This window comes from Streptomonospora salina, assembly GCF_014204715.1.
GTDB classification, from domain to species: Bacteria; Actinomycetota; Actinomycetes; order Streptosporangiales; family Streptosporangiaceae; genus Streptomonospora; species Streptomonospora salina.
Genome location: NZ_JACHLY010000001.1, coordinates 1203795 through 1219384 on the forward strand (window position 1 = coordinate 1203795; position 15590 = coordinate 1219384).

The 15590-nt window shown below is 72.6% G+C and carries 14 protein-coding genes; 3 read left to right on the plus strand and 11 right to left on the minus strand.

Features of this window, described 5'->3' with window-relative positions; genetic code table 11:
• Positions 1 to 283 precede the first annotated feature (283 nt).
• The 5 genes from HNR25_RS05450 to dhaM all read right to left on the minus strand — a co-directional run bounded on the left by HNR25_RS05450 (position 284) and on the right by dhaM (position 7793).
• Entirely contained in the window at positions 284 to 1405 is a 1122-nt protein-coding gene (locus HNR25_RS05450; RefSeq protein ID WP_184633632.1) for a baeRF2 domain-containing protein, read from the minus strand.
• Positions 1406 to 1498: 93 nt separating this feature from the next.
• Positions 1499 to 1906 carry a DUF2267 domain-containing protein gene (locus HNR25_RS05455; RefSeq protein ID WP_184633633.1) on the minus strand — a complete coding sequence of 136 codons (408 nt, stop codon included), beginning with the start codon at positions 1904 to 1906 and terminating at the stop codon, positions 1499 to 1501.
• A 204-nt stretch (positions 1907 to 2110) separates the two neighbouring features.
• Entirely contained in the window at positions 2111 to 3184 is a 1074-nt protein-coding gene (locus HNR25_RS05460) for a lactonase family protein (protein ID WP_184633634.1), read from the minus strand.
• A 112-nt stretch (positions 3185 to 3296) separates the two neighbouring features.
• Complete coding sequence (hrpA, locus tag HNR25_RS05465) at positions 3297 to 7166, minus strand: ATP-dependent RNA helicase HrpA (RefSeq protein WP_376767540.1); 3870 nt, start codon at positions 7164 to 7166, stop codon at positions 3297 to 3299.
• Positions 7167 to 7385: 219 nt separating this feature from the next.
• The gene (dhaM, locus tag HNR25_RS05470; protein ID WP_184633636.1) at positions 7386 to 7793 is read right to left on the minus strand and encodes a dihydroxyacetone kinase phosphoryl donor subunit DhaM; all 408 of its coding nucleotides are present in this window, start codon (positions 7791 to 7793) and stop codon (positions 7386 to 7388) included.
• A 73-nt stretch (positions 7794 to 7866) separates the two neighbouring features.
• Here dhaM and dhaK point away from each other — a divergent pair, with 73 nt between their 5' ends.
• Entirely contained in the window at positions 7867 to 8865 is a 999-nt protein-coding gene (gene dhaK / locus HNR25_RS05475; RefSeq protein ID WP_184633637.1) for a dihydroxyacetone kinase subunit DhaK, read from the plus strand.
• A gap of 130 nt (positions 8866 to 8995) precedes the next feature.
• Here dhaK and HNR25_RS05480 read toward each other — a convergent pair whose 3' ends face one another.
• Together HNR25_RS05480 and HNR25_RS05485 are read right to left on the minus strand one after the other, a co-directional pair.
• Entirely contained in the window at positions 8996 to 9472 is a 477-nt protein-coding gene (locus tag HNR25_RS05480; protein ID WP_184633638.1) for a hypothetical protein, read from the minus strand.
• Positions 9473 to 9559: 87 nt separating this feature from the next.
• Positions 9560 to 9979 (minus strand): hypothetical protein, encoded by a 420-nt coding sequence (locus tag HNR25_RS05485; protein WP_221457439.1) that lies wholly within the window; start codon positions 9977 to 9979, stop codon positions 9560 to 9562.
• A 659-nt stretch (positions 9980 to 10638) separates the two neighbouring features.
• Between HNR25_RS05485 and dhaL the strand changes: the two genes are divergently transcribed.
• The gene (dhaL, locus tag HNR25_RS05490) at positions 10639 to 11265 is read left to right on the plus strand and encodes a dihydroxyacetone kinase subunit DhaL (RefSeq protein ID WP_312862378.1); all 627 of its coding nucleotides are present in this window, start codon (positions 10639 to 10641) and stop codon (positions 11263 to 11265) included.
• 52 nt (positions 11266 to 11317) lie between these two features.
• Here dhaL and HNR25_RS05495 read toward each other — a convergent pair whose 3' ends face one another.
• The 3 genes from HNR25_RS05495 to HNR25_RS05505 all read right to left on the minus strand — a co-directional run bounded on the left by HNR25_RS05495 (position 11318) and on the right by HNR25_RS05505 (position 13487).
• Positions 11318 to 12331: an LCP family protein gene (locus HNR25_RS05495; RefSeq protein WP_184633641.1), complete on the minus strand. Its 1014-nt coding sequence runs from the start codon at positions 12329 to 12331 to the stop codon at positions 11318 to 11320.
• 249 nt (positions 12332 to 12580) lie between these two features.
• Positions 12581 to 12898, minus strand: coding sequence for a hypothetical protein (locus HNR25_RS05500; protein WP_184633642.1), 318 nt, complete (start codon positions 12896 to 12898; stop codon positions 12581 to 12583).
• A 160-nt stretch (positions 12899 to 13058) separates the two neighbouring features.
• Positions 13059 to 13487 carry an Hsp20/alpha crystallin family protein gene (locus HNR25_RS05505; protein ID WP_281387470.1) on the minus strand — a complete coding sequence of 143 codons (429 nt, stop codon included), beginning with the start codon at positions 13485 to 13487 and terminating at the stop codon, positions 13059 to 13061.
• Between the two features lie 178 nt (positions 13488 to 13665).
• Here HNR25_RS05505 and HNR25_RS05510 point away from each other — a divergent pair, with 178 nt between their 5' ends.
• Complete coding sequence (locus tag HNR25_RS05510) at positions 13666 to 13956, plus strand: MerR family transcriptional regulator (protein ID WP_184633643.1); 291 nt, start codon at positions 13666 to 13668, stop codon at positions 13954 to 13956.
• A gap of 21 nt (positions 13957 to 13977) precedes the next feature.
• Here HNR25_RS05510 and HNR25_RS05515 read toward each other — a convergent pair whose 3' ends face one another.
• The gene (locus HNR25_RS05515; RefSeq protein WP_312862379.1) at positions 13978 to 15336 is read right to left on the minus strand and encodes an MFS transporter; all 1359 of its coding nucleotides are present in this window, start codon (positions 15334 to 15336) and stop codon (positions 13978 to 13980) included.
• Between the last annotated feature and the right edge of the window lie 254 nt (positions 15337 to 15590).

A 15590-nucleotide genomic window follows, 5' to 3' on the forward strand; every position in this document is an offset into this window, starting at 1 on the left:
ACCACGCGGCCCCGCTCCCCCGTGTCGGGTCGGTGTCGGGACCGAGCGTCCGGTGCAGCGGTCGCGCACGGCGCTGCGGGAGCACGTGAAAGCCGCACTGTCGCCCGGCGAGCGGCGGAATCCGTCGCCGCCCCGCTCGCCGGGCCACGCGCCGCGGGTGCACGACCGGCTACGAAGCCGTCAGGCGTCCACCCGCGCACGGTGCGTTGCCGAGGTCCGGCGCGTGGGCCGCCCCGGCGGGTTCCTCGACCGCCACCGGGCGATCGACGCCCCCGTCGCTGGATCAGTGGTCCAGCGACGGGTCGGAGAAGCGGAGGATCGCGCCGATGCCTTCCTCGGCCGTCGCGTCGCGCTGGGGAACCAGCACGAGGTCCGCGGAGGTCGCGGCGGCCGCGCGCAGCACGCCGGGACCGGCCAGATCGTCGACCGGCTCGTCTACGCCCATGTCGCGCAGCTCCTCCTTGTCGAGGGCGATCTGCTCGCCGGAAGGCCCCACCCAGACCCGCAGGTCGGTCTCGGCCAGTCCGGTCGACCACAGCAGGGTTTCCACCTGGCCGCGCTGGAGCGCCCGCACCACCGGCGCGAAGCCCTCCACCGCCCGGTCGCGGGTGGTGCGGCCCTGCTCGAACGACGCCTGCACCGCGGCGACCCGGGCCCGGTCGCGCTCCTCCAGGCGGCTGCGCAGCTCCGTCTCCAGCGGTGCGGCATCCGATCCGGCCGCCCTCGACCCCGACTCCAGATCCAGCGCCCGCGGCTCCAGCCAATCGGGCAACCGGTCGCGCATCTCGCCGCGCACCTGGATCTCGCCGGCGATCGCGACGATTTCGGCGCCGCACCTCTCGGCCTCCTGGGCGACCGCTCCGGCCACCCGCCCGGCGTTCTCGGCGACCTGGTTGTCGACGGTCCGCTGCATCTGCTTATGGTGGTAGCCGCCCTCGCGGACCTTGTGCACGGGCCAGTCGTCGCCCTCCACGAGGTGGGTGACCGTGCGCCCGTCGCCGTAGACCGTCCGGACGTCACCGCCCATGCTGTCGACGACGGCGAGCACATAGGGGATCCGCGTGCGCTGGCTGTAGATGTAGATCAGCGGATCGGGGAGCGGCCCGACCCGGGCCACGTAGTCCTGCGGCGGTTCGGCCACGACCGTGGCCATCAGCACGCGGCCGTCGGCGGCGAAGACGACGTGGCCGTGGGGGCCGGACACGCTGCCGGTGCGCCCGACCACGCCGTCCATGGCGCTGAGCGTCGGCTCGTCGACGCCCCGGGCGAGCAGGTCCTCGCGCGCCTTCTGCCACCGGACGTGGACTTCGTGGTCGGCGTCTTCGGCGTCGCGGGAGTTGTTGATGTTCAGCGAGGCCACCGGCCCCGTCGTGCCCTCGACAGAGGTGAGAAAGCTGAGATCCATGGTTTTCGGCTCCGCTCCAGGCGTGGTTGGCAGGATGCGCGGCCGCGTCCGCCCGGCCGGCGGCGGGGGAGATCGCGCTGCGGTCGTCCGGTGTCAGCTTCCGGGCGCACCGCCGAACAGCGCGGCCAATCCCCGAGGGAGCTGAGCGATGGTGTCTTCGGTCTCCTCACGGGGAAGCCGTTCGCGGAGGGTGGTGAGCACCGCGCTCACCGACAGTTCGACCTCCGCGGGATCGACCGCCGACACTCCCCCGCTGGCCTTGTCCAGGAACGCGCCCTTGTCGAAGGCGACGGCCTGCCCGGACGCTTCGCTCTCGGGCTGCAGCGCGGGCGGCGGATTGCGCGCGAGATCGTTGAACTGCCCCCCGCTGAGGCTGCGCTGCAGCGCGGCCAGCGTCGCCTCGGTCAGGCGCAGTGCCTCGCCGCGCGAGGCGATCCCGGCGTGCTGCTGCACGCGGGCGAGGAACGCGTCACCGGCGTCGCCGGTCTCCGGCTGTACCACGAGGTGCCTCCGTGTGACGTCGAAAGGGCTGTGCGGCCCCACTAGTCACATACGGACACCGGTAAACGTCCGCCCCCGCCCCGATGCAGAGACCTGAGCAGGCGCGTCGACGCCGCCGGCCGCCGTCCGGTCCCCGTCGCGAGCGTGCGGGGCCCCGGAGGGGCCGCCGCCCTGCGACGGGCCCGCCCGCGGCGGCGCGTGCGGCTACACCGGCAGGACGCAGGCCGGATCGCCGACGGCCAAGCGGTGGCCGGTGTCCTCCGGGACGCCCCGGTCGTCCAGGCGCAGCGACGACAACTCGGCCGACTTCTGGTTGGCGACGACGATGTGGCCGTCGGTCAGGGCGAAGTGGCGCGGCCAGGCGCCCCCGCACGGGGTCTCGGCGATACGGCGCAGTCCGGTTCCCCCGCCGGTGATCTCGAAGGTGGCGATGGTGTCGGCGCCGCGGTTGGAGACGTAGAGGCGCTCACCGTCCGGCGACAGCGCGATCTCGCCGGGGTGGTTGGGGCCCTCGTGGCCGCTGGCGGCCGCGTCGGCGACGGGAGCGGCCCGGGCCCGTTCGGCGTCCCAGGACAGCACGTGCACGCGCGAATCCAGCTCACCGGCGACGTAGACGCGGCCGTCGGGGTGCAGCGCCATGTGGCGCGGCCCGGTTCCCGGGGGGAGGTGGGCGGCGACCGCCAGCGGACCCACCGGGCCGACCGGGCGGACCGCGGCGGGGTCGAAGGTGTGGCAGCGCAGCTCGTCGGTGCCGAGGTCGGCGACGAGGATGTGGCGCCCGCCGGGGGCGATCGCCGCGGAGTGGGCGTGGGGGCCCTCCTGGCGCTCGGGGTCGGGCCCCGCGCCGGTGTGCGCCAGCACCACGTCGGGTTCCCGGACGGCGCCCGTATCCGCCGCCAGAGGGTGGACGCTGACCCTGCCGTCGGCGTAGTTCGCGGTGACCACACGGTCGCCGCCCGGGTGGGCGAGCACGTGGCAGGGGGAAGCCCCGCCGGTGGGCACGCCGCCCAGCGCGGTCAGCACGGGAGCGCCGCCGTCATCGGTTTCGACGGCGAAGGCCTCGACCGTACCCCGCCCGACCTCGTTGACCGCGTACAGCACCCCGCCGCGCGGGTGCGCCGCCAGGAAGGACGGCCCGGCGGTGCGCGCCGCCGCCGCGCCGCCGTGCAGCCGCCCGGTCGCGGGATCCAGCCATGCGCGGTGGATGCCCTCCCCGGTGGCTTCGGGGTCGGAACCGGGGGTGTAGGTCCCGATCCACAGCAGGCGGGGTGCGCTCATCAGTGCCCTTTCGTCGGTTTCGGGTGCCGGTGCGGGTGCGGGTCCCGGCGCGGTGGACGTCGGCGCAGCGGGCCGCAGAACCCGGCCGCCGCCGCGCCGGCCGCCTGCGGCGTCAGCCCTTGGCCGCCTCGATCGCCTTCAGGATGCGCTTCTCCGAGACGGGGTAGGCCGTACCGATCTCCTGGGCGAAGAGGCTGACGCGGAACTCCTCCAGCATCCAGCCGATCTCGCGCACGTCGGCGTCCTGCGCGCGTACCGGCCCGAGTTCACCCAGGAGCTTGTCGCGGGCTCGGCGCATCTGCTCGACCTTGGACATGTCGACCTGGTCGCGGCGGGCGTTGTCGGCCAGCTTCGTCAGCCGGTGCTCCGCGGCCTTCAGGTAGCGGTGCAGATCGGGCAGCCGCGCCAGCCCGGCGTCGGTGACGAACCCCGGATGCACCAGGCCGGCGATCTGGCCCTGCACGTCGTTCAGCGACGGCAGCACCGCCAGGCTGGTGCTGCCCTTGAGCTTGCGGCCCAGCGCGTGGGCGGTCTGCAGGATGCGGGCCGCACCGGTGACCGCCTCCTCCATGGTGTCGGCGAGTTCGGCGCGCACGTGCTCGCGCAGCCGCTCGAACGCCGCCGGGTCCCACTGGTCGCCGCCGGAGGCGGTGACCGCGTCCAGCCCGCCGCGGGCGGCGATCAGCGCGTCGGCCGCGCAGTCCTGGCAGTCGGAGAACAGCGCCTGCACACTGCCGTGCGGGTTGTTGCTCAGCGCCAGCTTGGTGCCGTTGTCCAGGCCGCGCTGGATGACCGCGGCCGGCGAGGGCACCTGGAGCAGCAGCATCCGCCGCACGCCGCGCCACATGGCGTGGCGCTGCTCGGCCTCGGTGTCGAAGAGGCGCACCGCGGCGCTGTCGCCGTCGTCGACCAGCGCCGGGTAGCCCTTCACCGTCGGACCGGCCGACTTGCGCTCGAAGATCCGCGGGATCGGACCGAAGTCCCACTCCTGCACACCGGAGCGCTCGATGCCGCGGGCCTCGGCGGAGATGGCCTTCTGCAGCCGCGGTTTGAGCCGGGACCGCAGCGCCGCCAGGTCCTTCTCCTCCGCCAGCGTGTTGTGCCGGTCGTCGACGGCGCGGAAGGTGATGCGCAGGTGGTCGGGCACCCGCTGCCGGTCGAAGTCGCCGGGGGCGATGCGCTCGCCGCTCATCGCGGCCAGCGTGCGGGCCAGCTCCGCGGTCAGCGGCTCGGCGTAAGGGGTCATCCGGCCCAGCACCGTGCGGGCGGTGTCGGGAACCGGCACGAAGTTGCGCCGCAGCGGTTTGGGCAGCGACCGGATCAGCGCGGTGACCAGTTCCTCGCGCAGGCCCGGGATCTGCCAGTCGAAGCCGTCCTCCGACACCTGGTTGAGCACGGTCAGCGGAACGATCGCGGTGACGCCGTCGGCGTCGGTCCCGGGTTCGAACTGGTAACTCAGCGCGAAGGCGAGCTCGCCCTGGCGCCACTGGTCGGGGTAGTCCTGCTCACTGACGCCGGCCGTGCCCTCGTTGATGAGCATCGACTTCTCGAAGTTCAGCAGGTCGGGCTGCTTGCGCCGCACCCGCTTCCACCAGGTGTCGAAGTGGGCGGCCGAGACGGCTTCGGCCCCGACCCGCTCGTCGTAGAAGGCGAACAGGGTCTCGTCGTCGACCAGGATGTCGCGCCGGCGCGCGCGGTGCTCCAGGTCCTCGACCTCCTCCAGCAGCCGCCGGTTCTCGTGGAAGAAGCGGTGCCCGGTGTTCCAGTCGCCCTCGACCAGCGCGTGGCGGATGAACAGCTCGCGGGAAGTCTCGGGGTCGACGGATCCGTAGGCGACCTTGCGCTGGGCGACCAGGGGAACCCCGTAGAGGGTGACGCGCTCGTAGGCCATCACCCCGCCCTGGTTCTTCTCCCAGTGGGGTTCACTGTAGAAGCGTTTGACCAGGTGGGAACCGAGCTTCTCGGCCCACTCGGGTTCGATGCGCGCGACCATGCGACCCCACAGCCGCGACGTCTCGACCAGCTCGGCCGCCATGACGTAGCGGGGCTGCTTCTTGAACAGCGACGAGCCCGGGAAGATCCCGAATCGGGCGCCGCGCCCGCCCAGGTACTCGTTCTTCTCGGGATCCTTGAGGCCGACGTGCGACAGCAGCCCCGCCAGCAGCGACATGTGGATCTCGCGCGGCTTGGGCTCGGCGGAGTTGAGCGTGGCGCCGTCGGCCTTGGCGACCTGCTTGAGCTGGCTGTAGATGTCCTGCCACTCGCGGACCCGCAGGTAGTTGAGGTACTCGTTGCGGCACATGCGGCGGAACCGGTTGCCCGACAGCGCGTTCTGCTGCTCCTGCAGGTAGTTCCACAGGTTCACGAACGCCATGAAGTCCGACTCTTTGTCGGCGAAGCGGGCGTGCTGCTCGTCGGCGGCCTGCTGCTGGTCGGCAGGGCGCTCGCGCGGGTCCTGGATCGACAGGGCGGCCGCGATGATCATGACTTCGCGCAGGCAGCCGTTGTCCTCGGCCTCCAGCACCATCCGGCCCATGCGCGGGTCCACGGGGAGCTGGGCGAGCCGGCGGCCGACGGCGGTGAGGCTCTGGCCGGCGTCGGGTTCGCCGGGGGCCAGCGCCCCCAGTTCCTGCAGCAGCTGCACGCCGTCCTTGATCTGGCGCCGGTCGGGGCCCTCCACGAACGGGAAGGCGGCGACGTCGCCCAGCCCCAGCGAGGCCATCTGCAGGATCACCGAGGCGAGGTTGGTGCGCAGGATCTCGGGGTCGGTGAACTCCGGCCGGGAGAGGAAGTCCTCTTCGGAGTACAGGCGGATGCACACGCCCTCGGCGACGCGGCCGCAGCGGCCTTTGCGCTGGTTGGCCGACGCCTGGGAGACCCGCTCGATCGGCAGCCGCTGCACCTTGGTGCGGTGGCTGTAGCGGGAGATGCGGGCGGTGCCCGGGTCGATGACGTAGCGGATCCCCGGCACCGTCAGCGACGTTTCGGCGACGTTGGTGGCCAGCACGATGCGCCGCCCGCGGTGCGGCGCGAACACGCGCTGCTGCTCGGCTGCCGACAATCGCGCGAACAGCGGCACGACCTCGGTCTCGGGCAGCTTCTGCTTGTGCAGCGCGTCGGCGGTGTCGCGGATCTCGCGCTCGCCGCTGAGGAACACCAGGATGTCCCCGGGCGCCTCGGTGCGCAGCTCGTCCACGGCCGCGCAGATCGCCTGGGTCTGGTCCTCCTGCTCGCCCTCCTCGTCCTCGTCGGCGGGGCGGTAGCGGACTTCGACGGGGTAGGTGCGCCCGGACACCTCGACGATCGGGGCGTCGCCGAAGTGGCGGGAGAAGCGCTCGGGGTCGATGGTGGCCGAGGTGATGATGACCTTGAGGTCGGGCCGGCGCGGCAGCAGCTGCTTGATGTAGCCCAGGAGGAAGTCGATGTTGAGGCTGCGCTCGTGGGCCTCGTCGATGATGAGCGTGTCGTAGCGGCGCAGCATCCGGTCCTGCTGGATCTCGGCCAGCAGGATGCCGTCGGTCATCACCTTCGCGAGCGTGTCGTCGCCGGAGCGGTCGGTGAACCGGACCTTGTAGCCCACGGCCTCGCCCAGCGGGGTGTCCAGTTCCTCGGCGATGCGCTCGGACACGGTGCGCGCCGCCAACCGGCGCGGCTGGGTGTGGCCGATCGCGCCGTACACGCCGCGCCCCAGCTCCATGCAGATCTTGGGCAGCTGGGTGGTCTTGCCCGAACCGGTCTCCCCCGCCACGATGACGACCTGGTTGTCGCGCACGGCCGCGGCGATGTCGTCCTTGCGGGCGCTGACCGGCAGCGCTTCGGGGTAGTCGATGTCGGGTACGGCCGAGGCGCGGCGTTCGACGCGGGCATGGGCGGCGTCGATCTCCGCGGAGATCTCGGCGGCGATCCCGGCGCGCTTGTTCTCGGTGCGGACCTTCTGGAGCCCGTCGATACGGCGGCGCAGCCGGTGCCGGTCGGCCAGCATCAGCGGGGACAGGCGCCGACGGAGCTCACGGATGTCGGAGTGTTCGGAGCCGGAACGAGAGCCGGAGGGGGCCGCAGACGACGTTTTCATACCGCCGTCCAGGATAAGCGGAGGCGCCAAGAGGTTTTCCCGCAGGATCCCGCCGGCGCCGGGACGGCCGCCGGTGCGGGCGCCTCAGATGCCCGGGGACGGCCCCCGGCCGCGCGGGTGCCGCGCGGGTCAGTCCGGGAACTTGGGCTGGCTGCGGGCGTCGCGGGCGGCCTCGGTGACGGCGGCGAGAGCGGCTCCGGTGGAGGCGGTGACGGCCGCCGCCACGGCGCCCTCGACGAACGGCGCGTCCACCAGCACGAGGTCGTCGCGGGACTCGTCCTCCAGCACCGTCCGGGCGGTGAGCACCGCGCTGCCGATGTCGGCCAGCACGACCACGCCGGCGCCGGAGTCGGCCTCGGCGATCGCCGCACCGATCCGCTCATAGGAGGTGCCGATCCCGCCGTCGTCGGTCCCTCCGGCGCTGAAGACGCGCCCGCCCGCCGAGCCGAGCTGGGCGATCAGTTCGTGCAGCCCTTCGGCGAGTTTCCCGCTGTGCGACACGAGCACGATTCCGACAGTGGCGCCATCGTTTCCCATGGGGACCTAGGCTACTGCCGGGAAGCGTCCCAGGGCGCACATCACCGCCGAGGCCACCGCGGGAGCGAGCCGTATGAAGAAGTTCCTCAACACCGCCGACACCTACCTCACCGACGCGCTGGCCGGTTTCGCGGCCGCCCACCCCGAACTGTCGGTCAACCTGGAATCCGGGGTGGTCACGCGCGCCCGCGGCGCCGTCGCCGGCAAGGTCGGTCTGGTCTCGGGCGGCGGATCGGGCCATGAACCGCTGCACACCGGGTTCGTCGGCGAAGGCATGCTCGACGCCGCCTGCCCCGGCGAGATCTTCACCTCGCCCGTGCCCGACCAGGCCACCGAGGCGGTGCGCGCTGCCGACAGCGGCGAGGGGACGGTGCTGGTGGTGAAGAACTACACCGGCGACGTGATGAACTTCGAGATGGCCGCCGAAACCCTCGGCGACGAGGGCTTGCAGGTCGAGACGGTGCTGGTCGACGACGACGTCGCGGTGGAGGACTCGACCTTCACGGCGGGACGGCGCGGCACCGGCGCCACGCTGCTGGTCGAGAAGATCGCCGGCGGGTCGGCCGCGCGCGGCGACGCGCTGGCGGAGGTCGCCGAGGCGGGCCGGCGGGTCAACGCGGCGTCGCGTTCGTTCGCGGTGGCGCTGACCGCCTGCACGACGCCTTCGGCCGGGCGCCCCGGATTCGACCTGCCCGAGGACGAGATCGAGGTGGGCGTGGGCATCCACGGCGAGCCGGGCCGGCGCCGGGAGAAGCTGCGTTCGGCGGGCGAGATCGTCTCCGACATGGTCGACGCGGTGCTCGACGACCGCCCGCTGGAGAGCGGCTCGGAGGCGATCGTGGTGGTCAACGGGCTGGGCGGCACTCCGCTCAGCGAGCTGTACCTGGTCTACGGCGAGGTCGCGGCTCTGCTGGAGGAGCGCGGGATCACCATCGTCCGCAACGCCGTCGGCGACTACGTCACCAGCCTGGACATGGCCGGCTGCTCCATCACGATCTGCGAGGCCCAGGAGGACTTCCTCCCGCTGTGGGACGCGCCGGTGAACACTCCGGGGCTGCGGTGGGGGGTCTGACCCGGCCCGCGGAGAGCGGCGCAGCGGGCGAACCGCTCCGGGCGGCGGAGGTGAGCGCCGCCCGGAGCGCGTTTCGTCGACGAGGTCCGACCTCGTCACCGCTACGCGGCCGGGTCACATCCGAATACGGTCAACTACAGTACTTCCATTCCAGCAATTCAGCGTAACCGACCTCGCCGGTACGCGGATTCCGCACGTATCCGCTATATTGGACGCAATTCCCACGCGCCCACTCCGAAGCCGCGGAGTAGTGGCTGTATCGACCGGGGGCCTGCGCTCCGGACCCGTTTTCAACGAAAAGCTGCGCATTGGTGAACGAAACGGCGCCGTGCGCCTCCCCGAGCTTCCTCGTGACGACACAATTATGCCCGCTTTTCGTTCCGGAGTCGTTCCAGAGCAGGTAGACCCGGCCGATGAGGTCGCCCGATTCCGTGATGTCTTTGTCTTCAAGTACCTCGTAGTCCCCGTCCCAACCGCAGCCCACGCCGGATGTGACGGCGGAATGCAGGGTATGCGCGGCCGCGGGAGGGGCCGTCAGGCCCAAGCCGAGGGCGACGACGGAGAGCGCGACCAGGATACGGCGCACGCGTTTACGGAGAACAGACACGACGCGTTCCTTCCGGTGCCACCCGGTTCCGAGAGCCCGCAGAGAGCCGCGACCCGTGCCCGAGAACACCGGAACCGGCCTTGGCGGTCAACTGCAGTACTGCCACGATTGGTCGCCGCCGATCCCCATCGCGCCGGTCTCCGGGTGCTCCACCCAGCCCCGGTAGTTCACGCAGTGGCCGCGCGCCCAGTCCGTGACCGCCGAGTAGTGGCCGTAGTCGTCGTCGTGGTCGGCGGGCGGATTGTCGCGGCCCTGAACGCCCAGTGCCGCGGAGGCGTAGCTCGCGGTGCCGTGGGCGACGCCGAACTTGCGGGTGACCACGCAGTTGTGCCCGCTCCTCGTACCGGCGTCGTTCCAGAGCAGGTACACCCGGCCGAGCCGCTCCCCGAAGGCCGTGACGTCGCTGTGTTCCAGCACTTCGTAGTCGCCGTCCCAGCCGCAGCCCACACTGGACGTGACAGCCGAATGCAGCGTATGCGCGGCCGCGGGGACGGATGTCAGGCCCAATGCCAGAACGACGGCGGAGAGCGCTATCACGCCGCGCCGGATATTCCGTTTCAGAAGACCAGTCAACCCCTTTTCCTTTCGCTTTCCCACTGTTTCGACACATCGCCCTGCCGGCTTCTCTTTCCCGCACCGCCTCCTGCCGAACGGTTCGCGCCGGTGGACACCGCCCGGCTCCGCATTCGGAAAATCGCCGATACAGCCCCGGAGGGACGACGAATCGGGGAATCCGAGCACGGCAGACGCGCCATCCTCATTTCCGCGCACCGTGCCGGTTCGCACTCGCTCCAGAGAAACGGACATCGACCACAAGAATAGCGAAGCCGTAGCCGCCTAGAAACCCCAGAATGATCACTGCGCACTGAATGGGCTTGCCCCGGCCAGGCGTGACCAGTAGCAATGCATGTTATTTTCGCGATGTCCGGATGCGGCCGGAGGGAACATGCATGCACGCGAGCCCCACCCGACCCGCGGCTGTCGCGGCGCGGCCGGCCCACCGGCGGGTGCCGCATGGCGCCCGAGGTCGCGCCGTGCAGACCAACGGTGACCGCGGGACGTGCCTCCGCAGAATCGTTCCGGCGCCAATGGTGGCTCCCCGCCTCCGTGGGGCATGCTGTGCGAGGGACGCGCAGAGCGGATGCGACGAGGATTGGACGGCACCGGTGGACATCGAACTCGCCCGCACCTGGGTGCGGGGCATCGGCGCGGCCGTCGAACGCGAGCGGGAGCGGCTGGGCGAGCTGGACGCCGCCGTCGGCGACGGCGACCACGGCACCAACATGCACCGCGGCTTCGACGCGGCCGTGGCGGCGGTTGCGGCGATGGACCCGGACTCGGTCGGCGCGGTGCTGACCACGACCGGCACCACGCTGGTCTCCAAGGTCGGCGGCGCCTCCGGTCCGCTGTACGGCACGGCGTTGCGCGCCGCGGGCAAGAAGCTGGACGCGGAGCGCGCCGAACCGGCCGAGGTGGGCGCCGCGCTGACCGCGGCGCTGGAGGAGGTGCGCCGCCTCGGCGGCGCGCAGCCCGGCGACAAGACGATGGTCGACGCGTTGGCGCCCGCCGTGGACGCGTTCGTCCGGGCGGCCGACTCCGGCGGCCGGCTCGGCGCGGCGGCGCGCGCCGCCGCCGACGCGGCCGAGGAGGGCATGCGGGCCACCGAGCCGATGCAGGCGCGCAAAGGCCGGGCGTCCTATCTCGGCGAACGCAGCATCGGCCATGTGGATCCGGGCGCGGTGTCCACGGCCCTGATGATGCGGGCGCTGGCCGACGCGGCCGCCGAGTGCTGAATCGGCGGGCGCGGAGCCGGGGCGCGGTCCCCGGCGCCGGCTCCGCGGCGCATCAGTTCAGGCTCCGGGCGTCGTTGGCGAGGTCGTGCTCGTCGACGTAGGCATGGAGGCGGCCCTGCTCCAGCGCCGCGAACAGGCCGTCGTTGACCGGGGTGTCCAGCCGCAGCACGTTCTTGCCGTCGATCCATGCCGGCTCGTCGACCGCCAGGGTGACGAAGACGGCGTTGTCCGGCCCGGCATCGAGCAGCCGCAGCGCGGCCGCCTGCAGCGTCGCGGCGGTGACCCGGTCGTCGACGGCCAGTGACTCGCCGGCGGCGGTGAGGAACGCGTCGAGCCGCCCCGGGTCGGAAGCCAGGTCCGAGGCCGCCTTCTCGGCGATCGCGTTGAGGAACACCTGCTGGCGCGCCACCCGGTCGATGTCGCTGCCGGAGAGGCCCTTGCGTTCGCGGACGAACCGCAGAGCCTCCTCGCCGTCCATGTCGTTCTCGCCCTGTTCCCAGTGCCAGCCGTTGGTGGGGTCGCGGATTTCGCGGGGCAGGTCGAGCGTGACGCCGCCGAGCGCGTCGACCATGCGCTCGAACCCCGCGAAGTCCACGGCGGCGAAGTGGTCGATCGCGACGCCGCTGAACCGTTCGACGGTGCGCACCAGCAGCCGGGAGCCGCCTTGGCGGTAGGCCTCGTTGATCTTGTCCGTGCCGTGGCCGGGGATCGGCACCCAGGAGTCGCGCGGGAACGAGACGGCGAACACGCGGTCGGCGTCGGCGGGCATGTGCACCAGGATGATCACGTCGGAGCCCGATTCGCCGCTGCGCCACTTGCCGGCCGTGGCTTCGCCGCGCAGATCCGATCCCACGACCAGCCAGTTCTCTCCGGGGTCGGCGTCGGCGGAGGCGCGGTCCTCGGGCAGCGCGCCGGAGATGCGGTCGATGCCGGCGTCGTAGGCTCCGGTGCGCCACACCACGGCCCCGGCGGCGGCCGCGACCAGCACGAGCAGGACGATGCACACGGACGCGGCCACCCGCCGGGCCCGGCTGCGGGCCCGGTGCCTGGTGTGCGACGGTGCCATAGGGCGTCTTCGATCGGTTCGGTACGTATGTACTGCGCCTCGACGATCAGCTTTCCCGCACCGCTCGGCGTCCTCACCCGCTGCGGCCGGTTTTCGGTGTCACCGCCCCGGCGCCTCCGGCCGGTGCGGCCGGTACGGCGCCGCGCGCAGGGGTTCTCCGCCTCGGTGCCGCCGCGGCCGCGGCGGCGGGCTCCACGGGGCCGCGGCGGGTGCGTTCCCAGCGAGGCCGCACCGTATCGGTGCAGCCGCTCAGGCGCCGAGGAGCTCGGGCTCGCGTCCGTGCGCGTTCCACAGTGCGCCGGCCAGTTCCTCGTCGAGTTCGCTGACGGTCGCCGCGGGGGGCGCCGGGACCGGTCCCGCGCTCCGGGCGCCGCCGACCACCCGGGCGGTGGCGGTACGCAGCCGTTCCAGTCGCGTACCGACCTCGGCGGGGTCGGTGGCGACGGCCGTCTCGTAGGCCTTCAGCGCGTGCAGCAGGTCCAGCAGGCGCAGGTGGGCGGCGTCGGTCTTGGCGTCGCGCAAGGCGTGATCGACTGCGGCGCGGGTCTTGCGCAGGCTGATGTTCATCGTGCTCGATGTTCCTTTCCGTGACGGCGGGACCGTATCCGTGGCGGCGGGCTGCCGCCGGCGGGGCGGGCCCGGGACACCGGGGACGGGCGAACGCGTCGGGCAGGGCCGCGCGGCGGTGCGCCGGCCCTGCCCTCGCGGCTGCCGCGGGGGTATGCGCTCAGGCGTCGATCCGGCGCGCCTGGCTGCTCCCGCTGACGTTGATCTTGCGTGGCTTGGCCTGTTCGGCCACCGGCACGCGGAGCGTGAGGACGCCGTCGACGTACTCGGCCGAGATGTTGTCGGTGTCCAGCGTCTCGCCGAGGAACAGCTGCCGGGAGAACGTGCCCGAAGGGCGCTCGGCCACGACCGTCTCTCGCCCTTCATACGCGGTGTCGGCCCGATCGGCCGTGACGGTCAGCACGTTGCGCTCGACTTCCAGGTCGATGGACTCGGGCCGGACGCCGGGCAGGTCGAAGTCGACCACGAACGAGTCGCCGTCCCGGTAGGCGTCCATCGGCATGCCGCCTGCGGGCTGGAGGCCGTCGTCGAGCAGGCGCTGGGTGATCCGGTCGAAACCGCGGAAGGGGTCTGTACGCATCAGCATCATGGTCACCTCCGTAGTCGCTTACAACCTGATGCGAGGAGACGCAGGTTTTATACCACAGGTGCGGGAGAATAAACATCGATGCACGCAGAAGAAGATTCGTACCTGGGGATGAGGAAACATGGCCTCCCGCACCCTCCGGGGTGCCGGGGGCGCCCCCTGCCGCGGAAGGACCCCGCCGATGACCGCAGACGGCCGCCCCGGACCGGACCGGGCCCTGTACACCATCTCGGTGGCCGCCGGCCTCGCCGGGATCTCGCCGCAGTCGCTGCGCCTCTACGAGCAGCGCGGGCTGCTCCACCCCGCGCGCACGGGCGGCGGCACACGTCTGTACAGCGACAACGACATCGACCGGCTGCGGCGCATCAACCGCTTGGCCGAGGAGGGCGTCAACCTCGCCGGGATCTCCCGCATCCTCGACCTGCAGGAGGAGAACACCCGGCTGCGCGGCTCCGGCGCCGAGGAGAGCTGAGGCCGCAGACAGGGTGTGACCTCAGCCCTCCTCGGCGGCGGAGCCGCCCGGGTCGTCGGCCGACGCGCCCTGCCGGCGCCGCGGGCGCCGGGCGAAGGGCGCCGCGACGGCGATCAGCGCGGGCAGCACCGCCAGCGCGAGCACGGGCGGCAGGTAGGAGCCGGCCAGGTCGCGGCCCAGCGACAGCAGCAGCGGAGCCACCGCGGTGGAGGACACCGCCACCGACTGGGTAAGCCCGCGCAGCGTGCCCAGGCTCGCGGTGCCGTAGTAGTACGGGAACGCCGCGGCCTCCACCGAGCGGGCTCCCGCGGCCCCCGCGCCCAGGGCCATCCCGTAGGTGACGGCGGTCAGGCCCGGACCGACGACCGGCAGCATGCACAGCGCCGCCGTCTGCATCGCCATACACCCCATGATCAGCAGCTTCGGGGAGAAGCGGTCGGTGGCGGCGCTGAAGCCGAACGACGCCAGCAGCCCGGCCGCGGTCTGGGGCAGGAAGTTGGCCGCGGCCTGGGCGGGGGTCAGCCCTTGCTCGCCCAGGACCGATACCTGGTGGAAGAACACCGCCGTGGTCACCAGGCCGCTGCAGGCCACGGCGCCGGTGATGATCCAGAACATCGAGGTGCGCATGATCGCGCGCAGCGGCCAGGCGGTCTCGGCCGCCCCGCCGCCGTCGGCGTCCTGCGCCCCGGTGCCGCCGTCGCTCGCGCGCGCGCCGCGCAGCCCCCACACGGCGATGGGCAGCACGATCACCCATACCGCCAGCGCCTCGCCGAAGACGGCCGCGCGCCAGCCGAGTTCGGCGATGATGCGCTCGGTGGCTACGGGCACCAGCGAGATCCCGGCCGTGCCGAGGGCCGTGGTGGCGCCGATGGCGGTCCCGCGCTTGCGGGTCACGGCGATGGCGACGGCGGTGGTGGCCACCAGCGTCATGCCGCCCTGGCCCAGCGCGCGGGCGCCCACGAAGGCCACGGTCAGTCCGACGATGCCTTCGACCAGCGACAGCAGCGTCAGAAAGCAGCCGAATACCAGCGCGACCGCCGCCAGGACGGGCCGCACGCCGAACCGGTCGACGGCGCGGCCGATCCAGGGCAGTGCGGCCGCACCGCACAGGGTGCCGATCATGTAGGCGGTGGACACGGCCGAGCGGCTGACGTCCAGGTCGCGGATGAAATGGTCGATCAGCACCGACATCCCGGCGGTCTGACCGGGGCCGCTCATCGCGAGGACGAGCCCGCACAGCGCGACCGCCGCGATCGGGCGCCGCGCGCCGCTCGCGCCGGTGGCGGTGCCGGAACCGGCACCGGAGTCGGCGGGCGGATCGGCGCCGGGGCCGGTCGGGGAACCGGAGCCGGTCTCAGGGCGTGCGGACAGCGGGGTCACCTGCTTTCGGGATGCGGCGGGCGCCGGAGGGGTGCGGAGGCTCCGGACCGGCCCCGGGAACCGGGGCCGGGGGATCATCGGATGTCTGTGGCGGTTCGGTGCGTGCGCGCTCGCGGCGCCGCCCCCGAACGCGCCGCCGTCGTCGGGGGGGGGGGGGGCGCCCCGGCCCGTCACACTCCGATCACAAAGGAATACGGTATCCCACCCCCGGTTCCGAGTCGCGCCCGCCCCGAGCGGAGCGGCCCGGGGCGGGC